The following is a 22206-nucleotide window of genomic DNA, read 5'->3' on the forward strand; positions in this document are numbered from 1 at the left end:
CGGGTTTCGTCTGGATGATCGCTTTGATCCAGCGGAGCCGCCTTTTGCGTGCGCGTGACGATGCCTGTAAAAAACGCGCGAGCTGACGCACGATACGAAACGCGCCGGCTGCCGCATTGGCGGCATGCCGGCGCATCGGGGCGGTACGGTTGACTACACCTTCACGCGGTCAAACTGGCTGCGTGAACGCGCCCGCAAAAGGCGACGCTTACAGCTTCAACCCGCCCGCTTCGGGGGCGTCCGACGAACCCGCCGGAATGTCGCCGACCCCCACGTCGTCCCGCAGATCGTAGCGGTCACGGCCCCAATACGGCTCGCTCCCATAGTACTGATGGACGGAAGTCGCCCATGTCTGATCGGCCATCGACGGCCAGTGGTCCTTGTCGAATCCCGGGGCGTTTTTCACGCGTTCAGCGGTCATGTTCAGCACGAAGCACTTTCTCTGCGTATCGAGCGTCAATGCGTGCCACGGAATCGCCATCAGCTTGTCGCCAATGCCGAGAAAGCCGCCGCTCGACAACACCGCGTACGCGATACGGCCCGCGCCGACATCGAGCATGATGTCCTTGACCTTGCCAATGTCCTCGCCGTCGCTGCTAATCACCTTGTCGCCATCGAGGGTGGCCGCTGCCATCACGTCCGGGCCCGGACCTTCGGCGGTCTCGCTGCCCTTGCCGACGATACGGGCGCCCTGATTCTGGCCGATGCCACTTTGCGTCTGTGTCTGGTTCAGCATGATGTGACTCCTCTACGGATGAATGTATCCAAGGTTCAGCAACCGGCGTGCCTTGCCTGGGTGAGGACCCGTATCAGGTGAGAGCACAAAGAGAGGGCCGCTCTGACACTCGCCTATAACCGCATATAAAGCGCCCTGTGCGTCGTCAATTGCAACGCTTGCCTGTAAAGTGAAAAAGCTCAATGAGCGGCCCGAGTCATTTCACTCGAGTCGCGACCCGTACGTCGTGCTGTTTTCACGCCGGGCCTTGCGTCATCATTTTTCTTCGCGGCCTTGTTGCGCACCTCGCGCGACTTCTTCAACAAACTGGTCAGGGAGCCGTCAATGCTATCGGCCACCGCGGAATCCCGCAGCTTGCGTCCCTTCGCGCCTGCCTGTCGTGCCAGTTTCGCCGCCCGTTTTTCCGCATGCGCGAGCAGCGCCGCGAACGCCACTTCGTCGACCCGGAGCCCGCGTCGCGATTGTCCAGGCGGCAAGCTTTGCAGCTCATCGGCTTCAAACGCGCTGATCACGGCGGGATGAATGTAGCAACGCCGACACACGGCCGGTGTGTTGCGCAGCAATGCGGCAACGTCCTTCACCGTCGCAACGATATGGTGACGCGCCTGCGCCGCATCGCTGCAAATCAGCCGCCGCAGTGCCGCTAGCGCGTAGACACTGCCGGCCCATGTGCGGTAGTCCTTGGCGGTGAAATCCGCGTCGCTCGCACGGCGCAGATAATCGTTGATATCTGCCGAGCCCACCGTATGGCGGGTGCCGTCGTCGTCGAGATACTGGAACAGGTCATGCCCCGGCAACTCCGCGCAGCGGCGCACGATGCGTCTGATACGCGGGTTTTCTACCGTGACGTCGTGTTCAATTCCGCTCTTGCCACGAAACCTGAAGCGCAACTGACCGGCTTCGATCTTCACATGCTTCTTGCGCAGCGTCGTCAATCCGTATGACTGATTGTCGCGCGCATATTCGACACTGCCGATCCGGATCAACGTCGTGTCGAGCAATTGCACGATCGCGGCAATCACCTTGTCGCAGGGCATGCCCGGCAGCTTCAGATCACGAGCGACCCGTGCGCGGATTCTCGGCAGCGCGCGGCCGAATTCGGCCATGCGCTCGTATTTGGTCGCATCGCGTGTTTCTCGCCAACGTGGGTGGTAGCGATACTGTTTGCGTCCGCGTGCATCCCTTCCCGTCGCCTGAATATGGCCGCGCGGGTCGGCGCAAATCCACACATCTTCATAAGCCGGTGGAATGGCGAGCGCGTTGATGCGCTTGATGTCGTCTTCGTCGTCAATGCGCTTGCCGGCTTTATCGAAGTAGACGAAGCCGTCTTTTTCGCGTTTGCGCGTGTAGCCGGGTCGGGTGTCGTCCGCGTGACGCAGACCTGGCGGCATCGCGGCGATCTCGGGTTGGGTTGCGCTCTCGTCAGAACGATCCGCACGGCGTTGCGTTGTACTGGTTGTGGTAGCCATCGTCGCAAGTAGAGAAATTTCAGGCACCAGGCGCGCGAGGCGCCGACCCTCAGGTCTTAAGCAAAGGCAATGCCCAGCGTCAATCGCTGCCAGGGCCGTGATCATGATGCGCTGACCCTGGCGGCGGAACGGTCCTTGCGCAGACAACCGTGTGACCCACGAACCTAGGAGAGAGCCATGAGCAGTACGCTAAATCCCGATGAAGAGCCGCAACAGGTAGTGAAGGAAACAGCGGGTACGACCGGTGTACTCGGTCCGGGCGATTCATCCGATAGCGGTAGCGATGTCGCGGGTGCAAAGCGTCATGAGTTCGATGTGGACTCGGAACTGGATAACCACGCGCTCGAAACCGGCGACAGCGAACTCGGCAGTGACACCGACCGTGCAGGCACCGGAGAGCGCGCAGCCGCAGACGGCGATTCGACGCTGACCGAGAACGGCGATATCGAGCCCGACCGGATCATTGATCCGCTGAATCAGGCTGAAGATGAAATAGACGACGATCCGGACACCGTTTAGAGGTGCTGGGCCGTTGTCGATCATGTGGGCACGTCTTTTGCGTGCTTATCAATTAATGAAGGAGCGGAGCCGCGCAATGTGCTGCAGTGGCTTCACTTCCGGCACCAGCATGAAGGAGAAGATACATGTCCAGCACGCTGAATGGTTACAAGGTGGCAGTACTTGCGGTAGACGGATTTGAACAGGCGGAACTGATTGAGCCGCAACGCGCGCTCGCTGAGGCGGGCGCAACGGTACACGTCATTTCAGCGAAGCCCGGCAAGATCCAGGGTTTTAAACATGTCGACAAAGGCGATGCCGTCAACGTCGATTCGACTTTCGACCAAGCCAGACCGGACGATTACGACGCGGTCGTATTGCCTGGCGGCGTGGTGAATGGCGATGCTATTCGTTTGCTGCCCCAGGCGCAGGCCTTCGTGAAAGCGGCGAATGACGCGAAAAAGCCGATTGCGGTGATTTGTCATGGCGCTTGGCTGCCGGTGTCGGCGGGCATCATCAAGGGACGCACGGTGACGAGTTGGCCGAGCCTGCAAGACGATATTCGTAATGCAGGCGGTACGTGGGTGGATAAAGAAGTCGTTGAGGATGGCAATCTGATCAGCAGCCGCAAACCCGACGATCTTCCCGCTTTTAACAGGACGCTAATCGCGCAATTGTCGAAGCGCAACGCGGCGTAAGCAAGGAAGGTGAGCGACGCGTAGAAGGAACCACTTCATGCGCGTCGTCAATCAACTTCGCTTTGGGTCAATCGTCGAACAGGGAGAAAGTGCATGAAATTCCGGTATTCCCTACAAGTCATGGTCGTCGCGCTCGGCTTGAGCGCTGTATCGATCAACGCGGTCCATGCGCAGGCCAGCGATGCGCCGGCGAGCGATGCACCGGTGAGCGGCAGCAAATTGTCGCCCGCAGATCAGCAGTTTGTGCAGACGGCCTCCCAGTCCGACGCGACCGAAATCGCCGCCAGCAAGGTTGCATTGAAAAATTCGCAAGACCCGCATGTGCGAAAGTTCGCGCAGCAGATGATTACCGACCATACGAAGCTCGCGCATGGAATGGCCGCGCTGGTGTCGAAGAAAGGCTTTTCTACGACACCCACGGCGGACTCCGCATTAGTCGGCAAATTGCAGACGCTGAAGGGTAAGGAATTCGATCAGGCGTATGTGGAGCAGGTGGGGGTAGAGGCGCATCAGCGGGCGGTGGATCTCTTCACGCAGCAGAGCCAAAGCGGCACCGATCCGCAATTGAAGGCAGCGGCCGCTCATGCATTGCCGACCATCAAGCATCACCTGGAGATGGCGGAGCAACTCGCCGGCGCGATGAAGGGTTCGTCATGAACGCGATCATCATGCCGCGACCGGCTTATGAGGATTCCCTTATGCAGATCAATTTTCCGGATGACAAACCGGCCTTTGACGGCGCGAATCTGACCGTGCGCTTCATGGCGCGCGTAGAAGGCGAGGCGGTGGTCTGCGCGATCACCGCCGAAGCGCTGGAAGATCATTTTGGCGCTGAATCCGCGCTGGAAACCGCATTGATGACCGCGTTCGACAAAGGCCGCCAACGTATCCGTTCAGTCTGCGCGGAAGCGCTCGACCAGAACAACGGCGAAGGCGTCGTGTTGCATAGCGGACTGTTCCGGGTGGAAGGCATGGAACCCGATCGCGGTGCAACGGCGTAGTGCGCGACGCGTGCCGATTTCCGGCCGCACGTCGGTGAGGTGCTGTGTGGGCAGAAGCCGGCGCGATCCGTGAACGCTATTTCTACGATGCAAGGAGGCGTCATGTCACTCATCGTCGCAGCACGATTTACCACTTTTCCGACCGCCGAAGAAGCGGCGCAAAAGCTCTTCAATGCAGGTTTCGTCGAAGAAGACGTCACGCTGTTTTTCGTCAATCCGCGTGGTCAGCACGCGCGCTATCCAATCGGCGGCGACACCGATACTGATCCCGCCGCGAAAGATGCGCCGAAGGGCGCCGGTTTGGGCGTCACGATCGGCGCAGTGGCAGGCGCGGTGGTGGGCGTCGGCATCTTCGCGGCGTTTTCTGCGCCATTGATCGTTTCGCTGATTGCGGCCGGTGTGGGTGCGTATGTCGGCTCGCTGGTCGGCGCGATGTCGCTGACGCGTCAAAAGGGAAAAACCGGCCACGGGTCGCCCCTTCACGAAGAAACGCGCGATTCCGGCGTGCTGGTCGCCGTGCACGTTTCGCCGGACAACCAGTTCGATGCGGCCCGTGTGTTGCGCGAAGCCGGGGGCGTTGCGATTGAACGGGCGAGTGGCCGTTGGCAGCAAGGGCGGTGGGCCGATTTCGATCCGCTGAAAACGCCGGTGCCAATTAATGAGTTTGTGGAGAAGCGCGCGTGATCCGAATGCTTTAAACGACGTGCATCAATAAAATGGCCCGACTGATGTCGGGCCATTTTTGCATGTGCTCAGCGAGTGCTATTTCAGGCTTCACACCCAGAGTTTCAAAGCGCTGCGGAGGTGTTGCGTTGCGCGATCCTCGCCTCCAGAAGCGGCTCCACGCGTTGGCTCGCATGCCGCGAACACCAGCCCGTGATGGGTCGTTTCGCACGACAACTGGGCCGCTTGCGGAGGCGCGGCCGGCGCTTCGGCGACCTGCATATGTTCGCGAATCTGCATCACAGTCGCTGACGTGATGATCGCAACAGCGGCGAGAAATTCCGCGCTTCTGATCTTCTTCATGGTGACTCTCCCTGTCGTTGTTGCCTGCCCGTTGTTTTCAATTGATTGGCACGTTTTGCAGTCCGTGAACGCATGCAGAGCGTGATTCGGGGCGAGCTTGTTAAGCAACCGTCGTGCCATCGATGGAACGGCTGGCACACGTGGATTGGCGGGTAACGAGAGCTATCGTCATGAGAAACATTTACGCGCGCTGGCAAGAATGCCAGGGTGGCCGCGTGCAGCGCGCGACGGCGCGAATGCGTTCAAGGCCAGGCACGACACATGCGGATACTTCTATGAACCCCGTTGCCTGATGGCCGCGTGCGATGCAAGTGCAGTAACGCAATTACCCAAGTGCACGCAGTGGCCGGCAGTGGATTCCAAGATCATCGAAACCTGGAGGTATTGAATGGCTACGAACGTTGTTTCCGTGCTGAATGATCTGGTCGAAACGTCGAAGGATGGCGAAAAGGGCTTTCGCAAGGCTGCCGAAGATGCGCACGACGCGCAGCTGAAAACGCTATTTCTATCGCGAGCCGAAGACTGCACTCGGGGCGCGCGCGAGTTGCAGGATGCCGTGCAAACGCTCGGCGGCAAGCCTGAGACCGGCGGCAGCGTGAGTGGCGCGCTGCATCGCGGCTGGGTCGACGTGAAGTCGGCTGTGACGGATCGCAGCGATCACGAAATTCTCGCCGAATGTGAAAAGGGTGAGGACGTCGCGAAGAAGCGTTATCACGACGCGCTCGAAAAGGATTTGCCGGTGGACGTCCGCGCGATTGTCGAAAGACAGTATCAGGGCGTTCTGCAGAATCACGACAGGGTGCGTGATCTGCGCGATCAATATGCGGCGACCCGGCGTTAAGCGTTTCGGATTCAGGTAACAACTGAAGTCGGCAGATAAGGCTGGCGCCCGTGAGGGCGCCAGCCTTTTTGCGTAGGTCGCGTAAGTCTCCAAGGTCTCGTAGATCTCGTAGCGCCCGCAGGTCTCGCGAAACCTCCAAGGTGTGAAGAGTATCCCGCTGCTATCGCGCTATACGCGGCCCAAAAAAAGAGCGGTCCGCATTCGCGAACCGCTCTTTTTCTCCCTGAAGCCTGACGCCTGAAAAAACGCCGGCGACAATCGCCGGCGCTCTTCAGGTGCGATCGCCCGATCTTATTCGGCTGCGACCTTCAGATGGTTCTTCACGCTCGACACACCCTTCACGTCCTTCACGACTTCTTCGGCAGCCGACTTGTCGTCAGCCGACGGCACCGAACCCGTGAGCCACACCACGCCCTGGCGGGTCTTGACGTGGATGTGCGTCGATTTCACGTTCTTTGCGGCCAGCAGGTCGGCCTTGGCCTTGGTGGTGATCGTGCCGTCGTCGACGTGCTCGCCAATGGTTTCCGACGACGACGACGGAGCGGCCGTCGTGGTTTGCGCGGTGGCGTTCAGTGCAAATGCGACACAAGCGATGCTACCTGCAGTCTTCAGAAGTTGGATCGTTTTCATAGTTTCTCCTTCGGGTGTTGATAAAAATTGGCGGTCTTGTTGCCTGCGGTCGATCGCGGTAACTGAATGCCGCCGATGACTCGCGTGGGGTCGTCGCCGCTACGGTACCGTCGGGGCCCGCTATCGACACCGGGCGACGGTCTGTGCACGCATTGCGCTACCTGGCGCCTGGCGTGCAAAGACTGACGTCCGTCCACATAGAGCTGATTCGCAAGGGCTGTGCCCGGGTCAGCGATCGTCCGGCGCCGACGCGAAAAAGCCGTTACGGCACAGACATTTACGCTGACGAATTACGTGACGGGCACACGCGGTATTCGGCAAAGGGGGCGGACCGGCAAAGGCCCGGAAATTGCCGGGTGCTTGTAAAAAAGGGCGCGCGGCGTCTGCGCAATTGACGGGCCTGCAACGGCAAACCCCAGAAAAAACAGCATGTTGCGCGAGCTGGTACGACAGTTGCTTTATTGACGTCACTCATCAATTTCCAGCTACTAACGGGACCTCACTACAATGCCTTCAATTGAACTACGCACAAGGCAGTCTCTTGCACTCACGCCGCGTCTGCAGCAATCGGTGCGTCTGTTGCAGTTGTCGTCTCTGGAGTTTCAGCAGGAGTTGCGTACCGCGCTCGACACCAATCCATTCCTTGAGTACGACTCGACGGATACAGAAGATGTTGCGCTCGCCACGGCATCGTCAGGCGATGAGGCTGGTGCAATGCCTGCGACGGACGCCGTCGCCACCGCCGAGCCGGACTCGATCGTGGCGGAAACGGCAAGCAACGATTCGCTGGAAAGTTCCAGCCAGGATGACATGCCGGGCGACTTCTCCGGCGATTACGGTAGCCGTAGTTCAAGCCGCCAGAACGGCGATTCGGACAGCAGCGATCCCGCCGAGTGGGCCCGCTCGCAACCGACCTTGCGCGAGCAGTTGCATGATTCGTTGCGCCTGTACCGACTCGATGACCGCGACCGCGCGGTGGCGCGCTTCATTATCGAAGCGCTCGACGATGACGGTTATCTGCGCCAGGAACTCTCCGATCTCGCGGATAGCGTCGATCTCGAACCCGAATTGACCGAAGAAGAATTGCTGGTCGCGCTGCGCCTCGTGCAGTCGCTCGACCGGCCGGGGCTTGGTGCCCGTTCGCTGTCCGAGTGTCTGTCGCTGCAGGTCAATGCACTGCCTGACGATACGCCGGGGCGCGACGTCGCACGGCAGATCGTCGACAACCATCTGGAACGCCTCGCGCGCCGCGAACAGGCCGAGTTGCAAAAGCAGATTGGGTGTAGCGCCGAGGAATTGCGCGTCGCCTGCGCGCTCGTGCGCAAGCTCGACCCGAAGCCCGGCAACTGTTATGGCCGCAGCGAAGATAACTATGTGGTGCCGGACGTCATCGTGCGTCAGGTGCGTAACAAGTGGGTCGTGGCGATCAATCCGGCGGTGCAGCCGCGCGCGCGCATCCACCGCATGTATGCAGAGCTATTCGCGCAGTCGGCAGGTGCAAGCCGCTCGCCGCTCGCGCAGCAACTGCAGGAAGCACGCTGGCTGATCCGCAATGCGCAGCAGCGTTTCGACACGATTCAACGGGTGGCGGAATGCATCGTCGCGCATCAGAAGGCGTTTTTCCAGTATGGCGAAATCGCACTCAAGCCGATGGTGCTGCGCGATGTCGCCGACGAACTCGGCCTGCATGAATCAACCATTTCGCGTGCCACCGGCAACAAATATATGGCCACGCCGCGCGGGATTTTCGAATTCAAACATTTCTTCCCGCGCGAACTCGGCACGGAAAGCGGCGGCACCTGTTCGGCTGCGGCAGTGCGCGCGTTGCTCAAGGAAATGATCGCTGCGGAAAACACTCGCGACCCGCTGTCGGATGTGTCGCTGGCGAAGATGCTCGCGGATCAGGGCGTGCTGGTCGCACGGCGCACGGTCGCTAAGTACCGGCATCTGATGAAGGTACCGCCCGCGGAATTGCGTCGGCAGGTTTAAGTTTAAGGACGCCCGAGCCCCTCGATGAGGGGCGGCGCTGAGGGGCCACGCGAGGCAATCCGCTCGCGTGGCCCTTTTTCGTATCTGGACGTTTCGTGCGCGCGCCTTTACATTGGCGGGTCAAATCGAAACGGATGAATCCAATGAAGTACTCGAGTCTGGTCGAGCGCCTGCAAGGCAGGCGCACGTCGGCGTGGGAAATCCATCGGGTCGCGCAGCAGGCGGCGGCCGAGGGCGAAGACGTCATCGTATTGAGCGTGGGCGATCCCGACTTCGCCACGCCGGCACCGATCGTCGAGCGCGCAATCGACGCTTTACGCAGCGGCGATACGCACTACAGCGCCGTGTCCGGGCGCGAACCCCTGCGTGCTGCCATCGCCGGCGAGCATAGGCGGATGACCGGCTGCGACGTGAGCGCCGCCAATGTGATCCTGACCGCGGGCGCGCAGAACGGCGTGTTCGCCACGTCGCTCTGTCTGCTGGAAGCGGGCGACGAAGTGATCGTTCCCGAGCCGATGTACCTGACTTACGAAGCCTGCATCCGTGCGGCGGGTGCGACGCTCGTGCCGGTGCCGGTCGATCCGGCGCGGGCTTTTCACGTCGATTGCGACGCGCTGGAGGCCGCGATTACCTGTCGCACCCGAGCCATTTTCTTCGCGACGCCCTGCAATCCGACGGGCGTGGTGATGCAGCGCGCGGACCTCGAGCGCATCGCGCGGCTCGCGTGTCAGCATGATTTGTGGGTGCTGTCCGATGAGGTCTACGCAGAACTCACGTTCGAGCGCGACCACGTGAGCATCGCGTCGCTGCCCGGGATGGCGGAGCGCACGGTGACCCTCGGCAGTCTGTCGAAGTCGCATGCGATGGCGGGTTGGCGCGTAGGTTGGGCCATCGGGCCGGCCGGGTTGATCGAGCACATGGGGCGGCTCGCGCTGGCGATGCTCTACGGTCTGCCCGGGTTTATTCAACAGGCAGCGCTGACGGCGGTACAGAATCAGGCGGCGATTGCCGCGGAAATGCGCGAGATCTACCGGCGTCGGCGCGATGTGGTGTTCGAGCGCCTGCATCGCGTGCGTGGCTTGCGTTGCTTATTGCCGGAAGCGGGCATGTTCATGATGGTCGACGTCAGCGGCACGGGGCTCGATACCGTGGACTTCACATGGCAGCTGTTTCGCGCGCAGCGTGTATCGGTGCTCGACGCCAGCGCGTTTGGCGAGACGGCGAACGGATTTGTGCGGCTGGGCTTCGTGGTCGATGAAACACGCCTGATCGAAGCCTGCGAGCGGATCGCCGCGTTTGTAGAGAGGCTGAAGGGTAATGAGGGCGCGTCCAGCCCAACGGTATAATTCACGCACATTAAGGGCAGTCGAACAACGCGGCTCTCACGCCGTGGGTCCGTTGCCCGCTCACGCATCTTCTATTGTCTTGCCGCCTGCTGCCCATGCCTTTTCAGCCGATCCAGTCCTTTACACGCAAACGGCTTTCCGACGTCGTGTCCGACCAGATCAAGCAACTGATCTCGGAGGGCACGCTGATGCCCGGCGACCGCTTGCCGGCCGAACGCGATCTGGCGACGCAACTGGGCGTATCGCGGCCTTCGCTGCGAGAAGCGCTGATCCGGCTCGAAGCGGACGGCTATATCGAAACGTCGGGGCGAGGCGGCTTCACGGTGGTCGACATGACCGCGGCGATTATTTCCAGGCCGCTCGCCGAACTGCTGTTGCAGAATCCGCGGACCAGTGCCGATATTCTGGAATTGCGCCAGGGGCTCGAATCGATTTCGACGGTGTACGCGGCGCAGCGCGCCACTACCGCCGACCTCAAAAAGATCACCCGGGCGTTCGACGCATTGAAGGCTGGCTCCCAATCGCGGGATCGGGTGAATCTTGCGGAACTGGATGCGGCGTTTCACCTGGCCATTGCCGATTCAACCCATAACGTCGCGCTCGCGCATGTGATGCATGGCATTCATACGCTGATTCGCGAAGGCATGCGGCAGTACCATCGGCTGATCGATTACGACGATGCGATGGAAAAGCAGCTGATGAGCCAGCACCAGGCTATTTACGACGCAGTCATCGCGCGCGACGCGCAAAAGGCGCGCAAGGCCGCCGAGCGACATCTCGCGTATGTGCGCGAGATGTATAAAGACGATGCCGCCAAGCCGTCGGCGAGTGAAGTTTCCTGACCGTTTTTCTGGTCGCCGGCTGTTCGACTTACCTGTCTGTGATGCCTGACGCAGGCGCGCGCTTGAACGCGAACGCTGCAACGCATTAGACGCCGTGCCGCCCGACCGCATAGTGCGCATCCCACCCTGTCTTTGCGCGCCGCGCCGCACATCGTTTCACCCGATCCCCCAATTGACACCCATCGCCGATTTCCCTATATTCCGTTGGTCAGACCAACCATACCAGTCTTACTGGTCGATCAAGCCCATACCACCCCCGGCGAGGAAGCCTCCGTTGTTGCTAGTGCCTATCGCATTGTCAGAAGTGGCGGCATACCGGGTTCGGGTGTCGTTCGCGGTGTCCTGCCATCATCCTCGCGCACCCGTCAGATTCCGCAGTAGAGTAGGCATGTCGCAGCCTGCTGTCTTTCTTTCAAAGAGCTTATGAAAGTCGCCCTGTTTATCCCGTGCTTCATCGACGCGTTCTATCCCGAAGTCGGGATCGCGACGCTCGAATTGCTCGAACGTTTCGGCATCGAAGTCGACTATCCGCAGCAGCAAACCTGCTGCGGCCAGCCGATGGCCAACAGCGGCGCGCATGCTGAAGCCGCCGGTGCGGAGCGCGTGTTTGCGCGCAACTTCGCCGGCTATGACTACATCGTCGGGCCGTCGGCCAGTTGCATTCATCATGTGCGCGAGCACTTGACCGCGCTGGAACAGACCGACGAAGTGAAGCAGGTCCGTGCAAGCGCGTACGAGCTGGTCGAGTTCCTGCATGACGTGGTCGGCGCGCGTGAATTTCCGTGGGCCGAGTTTCCACATCGTGTCGGCTTGCACAACAGTTGTAGCGCGCTGCGTCATCTGAAGGAAGCATCGGTGTCGGAGATTGCCGGAGCGCCGTTTTCGAAGCCACGTACCTTGCTCGAAGGCGTGAAGGGCATTGAGTTCGTCAAACCGGCGCGCCCCGACGAATGCTGCGGATTCGGCGGTACCTTCTCGGTCACCGAAGAGCCGGTGTCGGTGCGCATGGGGCAGGACAAGGTGCGCGATCATCTGAATGCGGGCGCCGAATACATCGTGTCGGGCGACATGTCGTGCCTGATGCACCAGCAAGGCTGCGCTGAACGGATGAAGGCCGACGCACGCTTCATTCATATCGCACAGGTTCTCAACGGAGCACGCGTATGAACCGGATCGATCATGCGAAGGCGGCCGGTGCTTTTATCAGCAAGACGGAGCACGTCGCATTTCACGACAAACGTCTATGGGATTTGCGCGAGAAACGCGACGCGCAGGCACATGGCATCGCCGAATGGGAAACGCTGCGCGAACTGGCATCGGGTATCAAGGAACACACGCTGTCGCATCTGGCCGACTATCTCGAACAGTTTGCAACGGCGGCTGAAGCCAACGGTGTGGTCGTGCATTGGGCGGCCACTGCCGAAGAGCACAACGCGCTGGTGCACAAGATCATGTCGGAGCGGGGCATGACCACGCTCGTCAAAAGCAAGTCGATGCTCACCGACGAATGCAAAATGCGCGAATACCTCGAACCGCGCGGCATTACGGTGATGGAAACCGACCTCGGCGAGCGCATCCAGCAGCTCGATCATCAGGACCCCAGTCATATGGTGGTGCCCGCCGTGCATAAATTACGCGCGGACGTGGCCGAGCTTTTCGGCCGCACCATTGGCACCGATCCGAACAATAGCGATATCCACTATCTCGCGGAAAGCCAGCGGATGAACACCCGCCCTTACTTCGTGCGCGAGAAAACAGCCGGCATGACGGGCTGCAATTTCGCGGTGGCGGAGACCGGCACGGTCGTGGTCTGCACTAACGAAGGCAATGCCGATCTGTCGGCGAACGTGCCGCCGTTGCACATCGCGTCGATCGGCATCGAAAAGCTGATTCCGAAGGTGTCGGACCTCGGCGTATTCATCCGCATGCTGTCGCGCAGTGCGCTCGGCTCGCCGATTACGCAGTACACGTCGCATTTTCGTGCGCCGCGTCCGGGCACCAAAATGCATTACATCCTCGTCGATCATGGCCGTTCCGAGCGGCTCGCCATGGAAGACTTCTGGTACTCGCTCAAATGCATTCGCTGCGGCGCCTGCATGAATACGTGTCCGGTGTATCGGCGCAGCGGCGGCTTGTCATATGGCGGCACGTATTCCGGACCGATCGGCGCCATCATCAACCCGACGTTCGATCTGAAGCGATATAGCGCATTGCCGTTTGCGTCGACACTCAATGGCAGTTGCACGAACGTGTGTCCGGTGAAGATCAACATTCACGAGCAGATTTACAAATGGCGCACGGTGATTGCCGAGCAGCACGAAGTGCCGTTCGTGAAGCAGGAAGTGCTGAAGATGGCGGGGCGCCTGCTGGCGAGCCCAACCTTGTATCGTGCGACGGTTTCTTCAATGGGCAGTGCGTTGCGGCGCTTGCCCAATTTCGTGCTGTATAACCCGCTGAATATCTGGGGCAGGCAGCGCGAACTTCCCGAGGCGCCGAAGCAGACCTTCCATGCCTGGTACAAACAGAATCGTGGAGGCGGCGATGACAACGCGTGACGCCTTTCTGGCAAAAGTACGGCAGGCACAACCGCCCGCGCGGCCGCGTCCCGATGTGCCGCTTTTCAATCCGGCAGGCGGCGATCTGCGTGGGCGCTTTACGACCGCGTTGCAGGCGATGGGGGGCACCTGTGTCGACGCTGCGGCGGCGGCCGACGTGAGCGCGATGATTCGCGAGCGCTTCGGCGACGCCGCCTCGATTGCATCGGCTACCGCTGAAGTGCAGGGCACCCGCACGCTCACCGCGGATACGGAACCCGCTTCATTGCAGGACGTCGATGTCGGCGTGGTGCGCGCCCGCTTTGGCGTTGCCGAGACAGGTTCTGTGTGGTTCAGCGAGCGCGAGTACGTGGTCAATGCGTTGGGCTATATCGTGCAGCATCTGGTTGTGCTGCTCGATCCGGCGCAGTTGATCGACGGCTTGCAGGATGTCTACCGGCGCGATGATTTCCGCGCTGCGCGTTATGCAGCGCTTGTCACGGGTCCGTCGGCCACGGCGGATATCGAAGGCGTACTGATTCGCGGCGCGCAAGGCGTGCGTTCGCTGACCGTAGTCTGGCTGCCAGACTAGCGGTGCCACGGACTTTGCTATCATCACTGTATAAACATACAGGGTTCGCAAAAGTCCGTGGCAACAGATGCTCGAGCAGATTTTCCGTCTGACATCCCTTACTACCTGCTGAATTTCGAGCGCGCGCTGGCGTGGCTCGCCGCTCGTTACGACGACTTGCTCGACGCGCACGAGCACGCTTTTTTGCGCGCTTTCGCGGCGTTGCCACAAGCGTCGCGGGCGCTGCTGGTGCGCATGCTGATGCGCAAAGGCACGTTGTTCCGAGCGAGCCGGCTTGTCTATGACGAGATCGGCTGTCCATTGCAGGCGGCGGCTCCGATGGCCGCGCTCGGCTGGATCGACGCCGAGCCGCACCTCACGCTCGACGATCTGTTCGCGCTCACCACGCGGCCCCAGTTACTGGACATGTTTGCCGACGCCATCGCGTCGATCCCGGGCGCGAAAGCGTTGCGCAAACCGGATCTGCTGGAAACGCTGCGCCCGTTTTATCCCGACGACAACGAACGGCAACGCCCGCTTTCGGCATGGCACACGCAAACAACCGATTGCGTTCTTCACGTCGTCGTCGCGCCGCTCTGCGAGCGTCTACGTTTGATGTTCTTCGGCAATTTGCAGCAGGACTGGTCGGAGTTCGTGCTCGCGGACCTCGGCGTGTTCCAGTACGAGAAAGTCGCATTTGCACCGTCGTCGCGGGCTTTTCAGCAGCGCGCGGACGTCGACGTATATCTCGCGTTGCACGCCTGCCGCGAAGCGCTCGAATGGCTCCCCGCCGATTCCGGTCACGCGCGCGAGGATCTGATCGCGACCATCCGCACGCTGGAAACCGCCAATCCGTGGCTCGAAACGCGTCGCGCGAAGCTGCTGTTTCGGATTGGCTACGATTGCGAGCGCCGGCACAACTGGCCTGCTGCACTGGCGATTTACGAAGACTGCGCATGGCCCGGCGCGCGGCATCGGCGTATGCGCGTGCTTGAACGCAGCGAGCGTTTCGACGAAGCTTTGGTACTGGCTTCGCAAGCTGCCGCCGCGCCGGAAAGCGAAGAAGAAGCGCAGCGTATCGCGCGAATGTTGCCGCGGTTGCAGCGCAAACGCGGTGAACCGATCAGGCGGACACCGGCCGCGCGTCCGGTCGAACGCAGCACGCTGGTACTGCCAAAGCCTGAATTGCCGCAGTCGGTCGAGTACGTCGCGCGCGATCATTTGAGCAGCGACGTCGCGCCCGTGCATTACGTCGAAAACGCGCTGATCAATTCGCTATTCGGTTTGCTGTGCTGGGAGCCGGTTTTTGCGGCGCTGCCTGGCGCATTTTTTCATCCGTTCCAGCGTGGCCCGGCCGATCTGCACGCGCCGGATTTTCATGCGCGCCGCGCGGAGCAATTCGCCGCCTGTCTTGCGCAACTCGACAGCGGTGTTTATCGCGAAACGATTCAGCGGCATTGGCATGGCAAGGCCGGCTTGCAATCGCCATTCGTATTCTGGGGGCTGCTGACGCCGGAACTCGTCGCGCTCGCGCTCGACTGTCTGCCGGCCGCGCATCTGAAACTATGGTTCGAGCGGCTGCTGCGCGATATTCGGGGCAACCGTTCGGGCTTGCCCGATCTGATCCGCTTCTGGCCAACTGAACGTCGTTACGAATTGATCGAAGTGAAGGGGCCCGGTGATCGCCTGCAGGACAATCAGATTCGCTGGCTAGCGTATTGTGCGCAACATCACATGCCCGTGCGTGTGCTCGACATCCGCTGGGCCGGGGAGGAGGAGCTCGCCGGGACCGAACTCAGCGGGGTCAGCGCATGAACTACGTGGTGGCGGTACGTGCGCTTTGCGAGTTCACCGCGAGGCGCGGCGATCTGGACCTGCGCTTCACTCCCGCGCCGACGTCGCTCGAAGGCATGGCGGGTCATCTGACGGTCGCCGGTCGTCGCACCAGCAGCTATGAAACGGAAATCGCGCTGACCGGTACCCATCGCAACCTGACCGTGCGCGGCCGCGCCGACGGTTACGATCCGCGGGCTCGCCGGCTCGAAGAGATCAAGACGTTCCGTGGCGATCTCGCGCGGATGCCCGCCAATCACCGCACGCTGCATTGGGCGCAGGCGCTGGTCTATGGCCACTTGCTGTGCCGGGCGCGCGGCCTGGCCGGACTGGACGTCGCACTCGTGTACTTCGATATCGGCAGTCAGAAGGAAACGGTACTGACGCAAACGCACACCGCGCGCGAACTGGAGATTTTCTTCGTCGAGCAGTGTGAAAGTTTTCTCGATTGGGCCGTCCAGGAAGACGCGCATCGAATAGCTCGCAATGCCGCGCTCGCGGCGTTGCAGTTTCCGCACGGGCAATTTCGCAGCGGCCAGCGAGAACTCGCGGTCTCGGTATATCGCGCGGCGCGAGACGGTAAACCGCTAATGGCGCAGGCGCCTACCGGCATCGGCAAAACACTGGCGACGATTTTTCCGTTGCTCAAAGCCTGTGCTGCGGATCAGATCGAGCGGGTTTTTTTCCTGACCGCCAAAACGCCAGGCCGTGCGCTTGCACTCGACGCCATCGAAACGCTGCACCGAAGCGCCGCGTCATCGTCGGGGCGATTGCCTTTGAGAACGCTTGAACTGGTCGCGCGCGACAAGGCCTGCGAGCATCCCGACAAAGCGTGCAATGGCGATTCCTGTCCGCTCGCGCGGGGCTTCTACGACCGTCTCGACGCGGCTCGCGCCACGGCGCTAGACAGCCCACGCCTCGATCGTGCGGCCGTGCGCGAAGCGGCCTTGTCGCACGAAATCTGTCCGTACTATCTGGCGCAGGAACTGGCCCGCTGGGCGGACGTGGTAGTCGGCGACTACAACTACTATTACGACGGCAGCGCCATGCTGTACGCGCTGACGCAGATCAACCAGTGGCGCGTCGGCGTGCTGGTGGACGAAGCGCACAACCTGCTCGACCGCGCACGGCACATGTACACCGCGTCGCTCGATCAGGCGGCGTTCCGCGCTGCGCGCAAGAACGCGCCCACTACGTTGCGGCGGCCGCTTGAACGCCTGCAACGTGAATGGAGCGCGCTCAAACGCGCGCAGACCGACACATATCAGGTGTACGACGATGTGCCGGAAAAGCTGCTTCAGGCCGCGCAGAATCTGATCGGCGCGGTCACCGATCAGCTTGCCGACGCGCCGCTTTCCATCGACGCAACCTCACTGCGGTTTTTCTTCGACGCGATGCATTTCGTGACGCTGGCCGAGCAGTTCGGCGAACACTCGATTTTCGACATCACGCTCAGCGCCGACCGCTACGCGCCGCGCGACAAAACCAGCGCCACGCTGTGCGTGCGCAACGTGATTCCCGCGCCGTTCCTCGCGCCCCGTTATGCCGCGGCCCATACCACGGTGATGTTTTCCGGCACGCTCAACCCCTATCATTTCTATCGCGATACGCTGGGCTTGCCGGACCATACGCAATGGCTCGACGTCGAAGGGCCGTTTCGCGCGGAGCAACTGGAAGTGCGGGTGGCGGCCAATGTGTCGACCCGTTGGCGCGATCGCGAGCGCTCGCTGGCGCCGATCGTCGATCTGATCGCGACGCAGTATGCAAGTCAACCCGGCAACTACCTGGGGTTCCTGAGCAGCTTCGATTATCTGCAACAGGTGGTCGAATTGATGCGCGAACGGCATCCCGCTCTGCCGGTGTGGGCCCAGCAGCCGGGCATGGACGAAGCCGCGCGCGACGCATTTCTCGCCCGTTTCCGGACCATGAATCAGGGCGTCGGGTTCGCGGTGCTCGGCGGTGCGTTTTCGGAAGGCGTCGATCTGGTCGGGCAACAGTTGATCGGCGCGTTTATCGCCACGCTCGGCTTGCCGCAGATGAACGACGTCAATGAACAGATGCGCCGCACGATGGACGCGAAGTTTGGCAGCGGGTACGACTATATGTACCTGTACCCGGGTTTGCGGAAGGTGGTGCAGGCGGCGGGGCGCGTGATTCGCACCGAGCAGGACCGCGGCGTGGTGCATCTGATCGACGACCGGTACCGGCGGCCCGAGGTGCGGCGGTTGTTGCCGAGCTGGTGGGTGGTGCGGTAGGTTTGCGCCCAGCGCACCACGTGTCGTCACATCACTTGTGTGGCGACGGCGTTCCGGGGTTCGATGGCGTTCCCGGGCCGCCAGCCGGTTGCGGATCAACCGGAATCTGATCTTCGACCGGCGCGTCGCCGTCGTGATCGTCATCTTTTGGCGCGGCATCCGCAGGCGGCGCCGTGCGCGCAGCGTGATCCTTCAACCCGGCCGCGGGCGTTTCGCTTTCGTCGATCCGCGCGGGCACGCTCTCCGGATCCCACGTCAGCAAATGGCGCTGCGGATTCGCAATTTCGATCCCAAGCTCGCTGAACCGGTCGAGAATGCGCCGGTTGAATTCGCGTTGCACCCCCCAGCGGGTCGTATCGCGGCACTGGATCTGACCGGCCAGCGTGACCGCCGAGCCGTCCACGCCATCGACGCCCCAGAACGAGAAGTCCGACAGGATGCCGTCCTTGAACTTGTCGTCCTCGCGCAGCGATGCACCGATCTCCTTCAGCGTATTGATCGCCAGATCGACGTCCTGGCCAAACACGATATTGACGCGGACGGCGGCATTGCCCAGTCCACGATTCGTGTTGTTCACCGTCGATACAGAACTGAACGGCACCGTGAACAGCGAACCATCACTGCCGCGCAGGCGCACCGTGCGGATCGACAGATATTCGACGGTGCCTGACACGCCCGCGAGCGTGACCCAGTCGCCGACCTGCATCGCGTTTTCCATCAACAGGAAAATGCCGGTGATGAAATCCTGCACGAGTTTCTGCGAGCCGAAGCCGAGCGCGACACCGAAAATGCTTGCGCCCGCCAGCAGCGGCCCGATGTTCACGCCGAGTTCGCTGAGACCGGTCAGCACGACCACCAGTGCAATCACGCAGAAGAGCGCGCTGCGCAGCATGGGCAGCAGCGTACGCAGACGCGCGGCGCGGACCAGATCGCCGCTGGTGGTCCAGCGGTCGAGCCGCCGTTCGACGGACACATTGACGGCTTCCCACACGATCAGCGCGATGACCGCCGCGACGCCGATGGTGGCCAGCGCCGACGCAAGCCGATGTCCAACGGTGCCCGAGCGGAACAGGCTGGCCACGTCGACGCCCCACACCTGCAGCAGTCCAAGCACGGTTGCAAGGACGATCAGCCAGCTGATCACGCGGCGCAACAGCGGGTAGTAGCGGTAAGCGTGCTGATGCACGAGCGATTGCTGCGATTCGTCCTGCACGTGAAAGAGCCGGGCCAGCGCACCGAACACGACGATCGACACGACTCGCGCGCCGACGATGATCGCCAGCGACAGGCCGCCGACATGCATCAGCGTGTGATAGCCGTTCTGCACGTCGAACGCCCAGACGACCCAGAGCGCCATCACGATTGCCACTGCGAACCACGCCCATGCATCGGCGAGCGCGTTGCCGAGCATCTGCAGCGACTCGTGCGCGGACAGGCGACGGCGGATCAGTTCGCCGACTGGCTTCGCGCATTGCAGGATCAGGATCGACAGCATGATGTGGCCGGCCAGCGTGACCACTTTCAGCAGCGCCAGATGCGCGGCGGCGTTCAGGCCGAGTGCCTGTGCGACTTCCGCGAGCGCCACACCGGCGCCCACCACCGCAACGATCCGCACGATCCAGCGATGCACGAAGATTGCCCAGGCGTCGCTCATGCCAAGCAGGCGCAGACGGGGCGCCGTAGGCTGCAGGAAGAAACCGAAGCCGATCACGATCACGCGCGACAACACATAGATGTCGATCAGCGAATCCAGCGCACGGTCTTGCGCCGTGCCATCGTCGGTGAAAATCGACATCAGCGCGCTGGCCGCGCCGACGAATACGACGAGCGGCAGGAGCCGCAACACGGTGATGAACAACGCGCGCGGCAGACGCTGAAGGAGCGTCCAGTGATGCTTGGCGTTCTGCTTGCCCTGGGCTTCGACGACCTGGCCATTAGCGGCGGTGCCGTGCGTCTCGGCTGGCGCAGCCGGGGACACCGGCAGCGCCGGTGCCGCGTTCGGCGCGTCGGCGGATGGCTGCACGACGTCGACAGGCAGGTCGGCGCGCGCGGCTTCGTCCAGTTCGTTGCGCTCCCGACGCGCAGCCAGCGCGAGGTACGCACGGCGCAACAACCGCCGCGCGAGCCACTCGAGCACGAACGCCGGTATCAGCGCGGCCAGCAACGAGCCCACCACGCGCAGCAGCGTAGCGCGCGCGTCCGGATTGGTCGCTTGCCAGTTCCACCATGCGTGCACCGAGGTGACGTCGAGCAACGCGGCCGCGGAGCCGCGCAGCGACTTACCGAACCGGATCGCGAGGTGCGCGCCCTGGCGGGCCAGTTGCGACGCGAGTCCGTTGGACTTGAAGGCGTCGGGAACAATCGCGGCGACGCCACTGGCCGGTGCGGTGGCGGGCGCCGACGCAGCGGCCGGCGCGGAGGCAGGCGGCGCGCTCAACGCGCCGGCGGCGGCGATGGCCTGCAAGGTATCGCTGACTTGCGCGCGGCGTTTCGGGTCGTTCAGGACGGAGAGGGCGTCGCGAGCCTGATCGGGGGTCAGGCTGACAGCGTGTCCGGAAGCGGGGGCGGCGGGCGCCGCTTTGGCCGCCGTGGTGGCGGCACCGGCGGCATCGGCAGATGAAGCGCCGATGACGAATAGAAGGAGTAACCAGACGTGAAGTAGTTTGCGCATAGGGTGTAAAGCGGGGTACCAGGTGCAGATGATTGTGCCGAAATGCGAGGAGTGCTTCGGCGGCGTGACCATGAACCGACACGGGTCAGGTTGGACAAGTTCCTCGAACGGCGACGGTGGCGGCGTCGAGGAACTGCGAGTCTGAAAAAACAGGCGTCAAAGCTAACGATAGACCACCTTTGGCGTCAGCTTCCGGCCCACTCCGGGTAGCACAAAGCTTGCCCGTCACGGCGAAGCTGGGGCTGAAGCAGCTACCTCGCCCGGGGTGTCGGCCGCTATGCGCAGAAATTCACGCGTGGAGGCCGAGCGGTCGAACGCGCGGGTCGCGATGACTATTTCGGTGAAACAGTTTGCCATGTCGAGCGGTTTGAACACCGCGCCGTCGACAGCAAAGCGGGCAAGATTGCGCGGCACGAGGCCAAAGCCAAGCCCGGCAGCGGCGAGCGCTATCACGCTCACCGAGTCGGCCACTCGCAGCACGCGGCGCGGCTCGAAGCCGGCTTCGCGGCACAACTCCAGCGCGCGGTGGCCGATGCCAATGCCAGCGGGGTCGTCGACGATCACGAGCCGTTCGCGCGTTAGGTCGCGCAGCGTCAGCGCGCGCTCTTTCGTTGCCGCACAGGCCGGGTGATCGCGCGGTAGCACGACGTCGAGCGGGGTGCGCGAAAACGGCGAGATACGGATTGCGGGCGGTGCCATGCCAGCGGGTGAGCGCAAGAAGGCGACGTCGATCCGTTCCTCGCCGAGCGCGCTCAGCTGCTCCTGCACGCCGATGCCGATCAGTTCCAGTTCGACGTCGGGCCGCGCCAGCGAAAAACGCTTGAGCAGCGCGGGCAATTCCGGCTCGAGCATCGCCGAATGGGCGTACGCGATGCACAACTTGCCGAGTTCGCCCCGGCTGGCACAACGGCCCGCCAGCACGGCCGTCGACGCATTGTCGAGGGCGATTTTAGCGTGTTCGAGAAAGACCGCGCCTGCTTCGGTCAATTCGATACCGCGCCGGACCCGGCGAAACACCTTGAATTCCAGCGATGCCTCAAGCGCCTTGATCTGCTGCGTCACGGCCGGCTGGGCGATGCCCAGCCGTTCAGCGGTATGGCCGAGATGAAGCTCTTCAGCGGCAATCACGAAGGTGCGGAAATGGCGGAAATCCATGAATTGAGGACGGCGGTAAGCCGCAGCCGCGTTATGAAATAAGTTTATCTTATCAAACAGGCTGGTTTACCCTGCTTTGTTCTTAATGCTGAGGCGCGTCAAATTCGGGCC

General features: G+C 62.0%; 20 protein-coding genes. 14 read left to right on the forward strand and 6 right to left on the reverse strand.

Annotated features, from left to right (window positions below; genetic code table 11):
• Window positions 1-208 precede the first annotated feature (208 nt).
• Complete coding sequence (locus LMG28727_RS04855; protein WP_201641160.1) at window positions 209-736, reverse strand: PRC-barrel domain-containing protein; 528 nt, start codon at window positions 734-736, stop codon at window positions 209-211.
• Window positions 737-915: 179 nt separating this feature from the next.
• Entirely contained in the window at window positions 916-2205 is a 1290-nt protein-coding gene (locus tag LMG28727_RS04860; protein ID WP_201641161.1) for a DNA topoisomerase IB, read from the reverse strand.
• 177 nt (window positions 2206-2382) lie between these two features.
• Between LMG28727_RS04860 and LMG28727_RS04865 the strand changes: the two genes are divergently transcribed.
• The 5 genes from LMG28727_RS04865 (at window position 2383) to LMG28727_RS04885 (ending at window position 5086) form a co-directional block, all read left to right on the forward strand.
• Window positions 2383-2724 (forward strand): chemotaxis protein, encoded by a 342-nt coding sequence (locus LMG28727_RS04865; protein WP_201641162.1) that lies wholly within the window; start codon window positions 2383-2385, stop codon window positions 2722-2724.
• Window positions 2725-2849: 125 nt separating this feature from the next.
• Window positions 2850-3401, forward strand: a complete 552-nt coding sequence (locus tag LMG28727_RS04870; RefSeq protein WP_201641163.1) for a type 1 glutamine amidotransferase domain-containing protein — start codon at window positions 2850-2852, stop codon at window positions 3399-3401.
• 93 nt (window positions 3402-3494) lie between these two features.
• Entirely contained in the window at window positions 3495-4058 is a 564-nt protein-coding gene (locus LMG28727_RS04875) for a DUF4142 domain-containing protein (RefSeq protein WP_201641164.1), read from the forward strand.
• Window positions 4055-4402, forward strand: coding sequence for a DUF1488 family protein (locus LMG28727_RS04880; protein WP_201641165.1), 348 nt, complete (start codon window positions 4055-4057; stop codon window positions 4400-4402). The genes LMG28727_RS04875 and LMG28727_RS04880 overlap by 4 nt, the downstream gene beginning before the upstream one ends.
• Before the next feature lie 102 nt (window positions 4403-4504).
• On the forward strand, window positions 4505-5086 hold the full coding sequence (locus LMG28727_RS04885) for a hypothetical protein (RefSeq protein WP_201641166.1): 582 nt from the start codon (window positions 4505-4507) through the stop codon (window positions 5084-5086).
• 90 nt (window positions 5087-5176) lie between these two features.
• Here the strand turns inward: LMG28727_RS04885 and LMG28727_RS04890 are convergent, their stop codons facing one another.
• Window positions 5177-5428 (reverse strand): hypothetical protein, encoded by a 252-nt coding sequence (locus tag LMG28727_RS04890; RefSeq protein ID WP_201641167.1) that lies wholly within the window; start codon window positions 5426-5428, stop codon window positions 5177-5179.
• Between the two features lie 388 nt (window positions 5429-5816).
• Here LMG28727_RS04890 and LMG28727_RS04895 point away from each other — a divergent pair, with 388 nt between their 5' ends.
• Window positions 5817-6269, forward strand: a complete 453-nt coding sequence (locus LMG28727_RS04895) for a PA2169 family four-helix-bundle protein (protein WP_201641168.1) — start codon at window positions 5817-5819, stop codon at window positions 6267-6269.
• 291 nt (window positions 6270-6560) lie between these two features.
• Here LMG28727_RS04895 and LMG28727_RS04900 read toward each other — a convergent pair whose 3' ends face one another.
• A complete protein-coding gene (locus tag LMG28727_RS04900) occupies window positions 6561-6899 on the reverse strand; it encodes a BON domain-containing protein (protein WP_201641169.1) in 339 nt (112 codons plus the stop codon).
• 507 nt (window positions 6900-7406) lie between these two features.
• On the opposite strand from LMG28727_RS04900, the gene LMG28727_RS04905 reads away from it, so the two are divergent.
• The 8 genes from LMG28727_RS04905 to LMG28727_RS04940 all read left to right on the forward strand — a co-directional run bounded on the left by LMG28727_RS04905 (window position 7407) and on the right by LMG28727_RS04940 (window position 18269).
• A complete protein-coding gene (locus LMG28727_RS04905) occupies window positions 7407-8888 on the forward strand; it encodes an RNA polymerase factor sigma-54 (protein ID WP_201641170.1) in 1482 nt (493 codons plus the stop codon).
• A gap of 143 nt (window positions 8889-9031) precedes the next feature.
• Window positions 9032-10234, forward strand: coding sequence for a pyridoxal phosphate-dependent aminotransferase (locus LMG28727_RS04910; RefSeq protein WP_201641171.1), 1203 nt, complete (start codon window positions 9032-9034; stop codon window positions 10232-10234).
• A gap of 95 nt (window positions 10235-10329) precedes the next feature.
• Entirely contained in the window at window positions 10330-11076 is a 747-nt protein-coding gene (locus LMG28727_RS04915) for a FadR/GntR family transcriptional regulator (protein WP_201641172.1), read from the forward strand.
• Between the two features lie 423 nt (window positions 11077-11499).
• A complete protein-coding gene (locus tag LMG28727_RS04920; protein WP_201641173.1) occupies window positions 11500-12243 on the forward strand; it encodes a (Fe-S)-binding protein in 744 nt (247 codons plus the stop codon).
• Window positions 12240-13631 carry a lactate utilization protein B gene (locus LMG28727_RS04925; RefSeq protein WP_201641174.1) on the forward strand — a complete coding sequence of 464 codons (1392 nt, stop codon included), beginning with the start codon at window positions 12240-12242 and terminating at the stop codon, window positions 13629-13631. The genes LMG28727_RS04920 and LMG28727_RS04925 overlap by 4 nt, the downstream gene beginning before the upstream one ends.
• Window positions 13618-14202: a LutC/YkgG family protein gene (locus tag LMG28727_RS04930; protein WP_201641175.1), complete on the forward strand. Its 585-nt coding sequence runs from the start codon at window positions 13618-13620 to the stop codon at window positions 14200-14202. Before LMG28727_RS04925 ends, LMG28727_RS04930 begins: the two co-directional genes overlap by 14 nt.
• 57 nt (window positions 14203-14259) lie before the next feature.
• Window positions 14260-15996 (forward strand): VRR-NUC domain-containing protein, encoded by a 1737-nt coding sequence (locus tag LMG28727_RS04935; protein ID WP_201641176.1) that lies wholly within the window; start codon window positions 14260-14262, stop codon window positions 15994-15996.
• Entirely contained in the window at window positions 15993-18269 is a 2277-nt protein-coding gene (locus LMG28727_RS04940) for an ATP-dependent DNA helicase (RefSeq protein ID WP_201641177.1), read from the forward strand. Before LMG28727_RS04935 ends, LMG28727_RS04940 begins: the two co-directional genes overlap by 4 nt.
• A 31-nt stretch (window positions 18270-18300) precedes the next feature.
• Here LMG28727_RS04940 and LMG28727_RS04945 read toward each other — a convergent pair whose 3' ends face one another.
• Together LMG28727_RS04945 and LMG28727_RS04950 are read right to left on the reverse strand one after the other, a co-directional pair.
• Window positions 18301-20940, reverse strand: coding sequence for a mechanosensitive ion channel family protein (locus tag LMG28727_RS04945; RefSeq protein ID WP_201641178.1), 2640 nt, complete (start codon window positions 20938-20940; stop codon window positions 18301-18303).
• Between the two features lie 225 nt (window positions 20941-21165).
• The gene (locus LMG28727_RS04950) at window positions 21166-22095 is read right to left on the reverse strand and encodes a LysR substrate-binding domain-containing protein (protein ID WP_201641179.1); all 930 of its coding nucleotides are present in this window, start codon (window positions 22093-22095) and stop codon (window positions 21166-21168) included.
• Window positions 22096-22206: the final 111 nt, after the last annotated feature.

The organism is Paraburkholderia metrosideri (genome assembly GCF_904848625.1).
Taxonomy (GTDB): Bacteria; Pseudomonadota; Gammaproteobacteria; order Burkholderiales; family Burkholderiaceae; genus Paraburkholderia; species Paraburkholderia metrosideri.

Excerpts from the sequence above, each read along its gene's own strand:
- LMG28727_RS04855 (WP_201641160.1), bottom strand. The coding sequence starts at position 736 with ATGCTGAACCAGACACAGACGCAAAGTGGCATCGGCCAGAATCAGGGC.
- LMG28727_RS04860 (WP_201641161.1), bottom strand. The coding sequence starts at position 2,205 with ATGGCTACCACAACCAGTACAACGCAACGCCGTGCGGATCGTTCTGAC.
- LMG28727_RS04865 (WP_201641162.1), top strand. The coding sequence starts at position 2,383 with ATGAGCAGTACGCTAAATCCCGATGAAGAGCCGCAACAGGTAGTGAAG.
- LMG28727_RS04870 (WP_201641163.1), top strand. The coding sequence starts at position 2,850 with ATGTCCAGCACGCTGAATGGTTACAAGGTGGCAGTACTTGCGGTAGAC.
- LMG28727_RS04875 (WP_201641164.1), top strand. The coding sequence starts at position 3,495 with ATGAAATTCCGGTATTCCCTACAAGTCATGGTCGTCGCGCTCGGCTTG.
- LMG28727_RS04880 (WP_201641165.1), top strand. The coding sequence starts at position 4,055 with ATGAACGCGATCATCATGCCGCGACCGGCTTATGAGGATTCCCTTATG.
- LMG28727_RS04885 (WP_201641166.1), top strand. The coding sequence starts at position 4,505 with ATGTCACTCATCGTCGCAGCACGATTTACCACTTTTCCGACCGCCGAA.
- LMG28727_RS04890 (WP_201641167.1), bottom strand. The coding sequence starts at position 5,428 with ATGAAGAAGATCAGAAGCGCGGAATTTCTCGCCGCTGTTGCGATCATC.
- LMG28727_RS04895 (WP_201641168.1), top strand. The coding sequence starts at position 5,817 with ATGGCTACGAACGTTGTTTCCGTGCTGAATGATCTGGTCGAAACGTCG.
- LMG28727_RS04900 (WP_201641169.1), bottom strand. The coding sequence starts at position 6,899 with ATGAAAACGATCCAACTTCTGAAGACTGCAGGTAGCATCGCTTGTGTC.
- LMG28727_RS04905 (WP_201641170.1), top strand. The coding sequence starts at position 7,407 with ATGCCTTCAATTGAACTACGCACAAGGCAGTCTCTTGCACTCACGCCG.
- LMG28727_RS04910 (WP_201641171.1), top strand. The coding sequence starts at position 9,032 with ATGAAGTACTCGAGTCTGGTCGAGCGCCTGCAAGGCAGGCGCACGTCG.
- LMG28727_RS04915 (WP_201641172.1), top strand. The coding sequence starts at position 10,330 with ATGCCTTTTCAGCCGATCCAGTCCTTTACACGCAAACGGCTTTCCGAC.
- LMG28727_RS04920 (WP_201641173.1), top strand. The coding sequence starts at position 11,500 with ATGAAAGTCGCCCTGTTTATCCCGTGCTTCATCGACGCGTTCTATCCC.
- LMG28727_RS04925 (WP_201641174.1), top strand. The coding sequence starts at position 12,240 with ATGAACCGGATCGATCATGCGAAGGCGGCCGGTGCTTTTATCAGCAAG.
- LMG28727_RS04930 (WP_201641175.1), top strand. The coding sequence starts at position 13,618 with ATGACAACGCGTGACGCCTTTCTGGCAAAAGTACGGCAGGCACAACCG.
- LMG28727_RS04940 (WP_201641177.1), top strand. The coding sequence starts at position 15,993 with ATGAACTACGTGGTGGCGGTACGTGCGCTTTGCGAGTTCACCGCGAGG.
- LMG28727_RS04945 (WP_201641178.1), bottom strand. The coding sequence starts at position 20,940 with ATGCGCAAACTACTTCACGTCTGGTTACTCCTTCTATTCGTCATCGGC.
- LMG28727_RS04950 (WP_201641179.1), bottom strand. The coding sequence starts at position 22,095 with ATGGATTTCCGCCATTTCCGCACCTTCGTGATTGCCGCTGAAGAGCTT.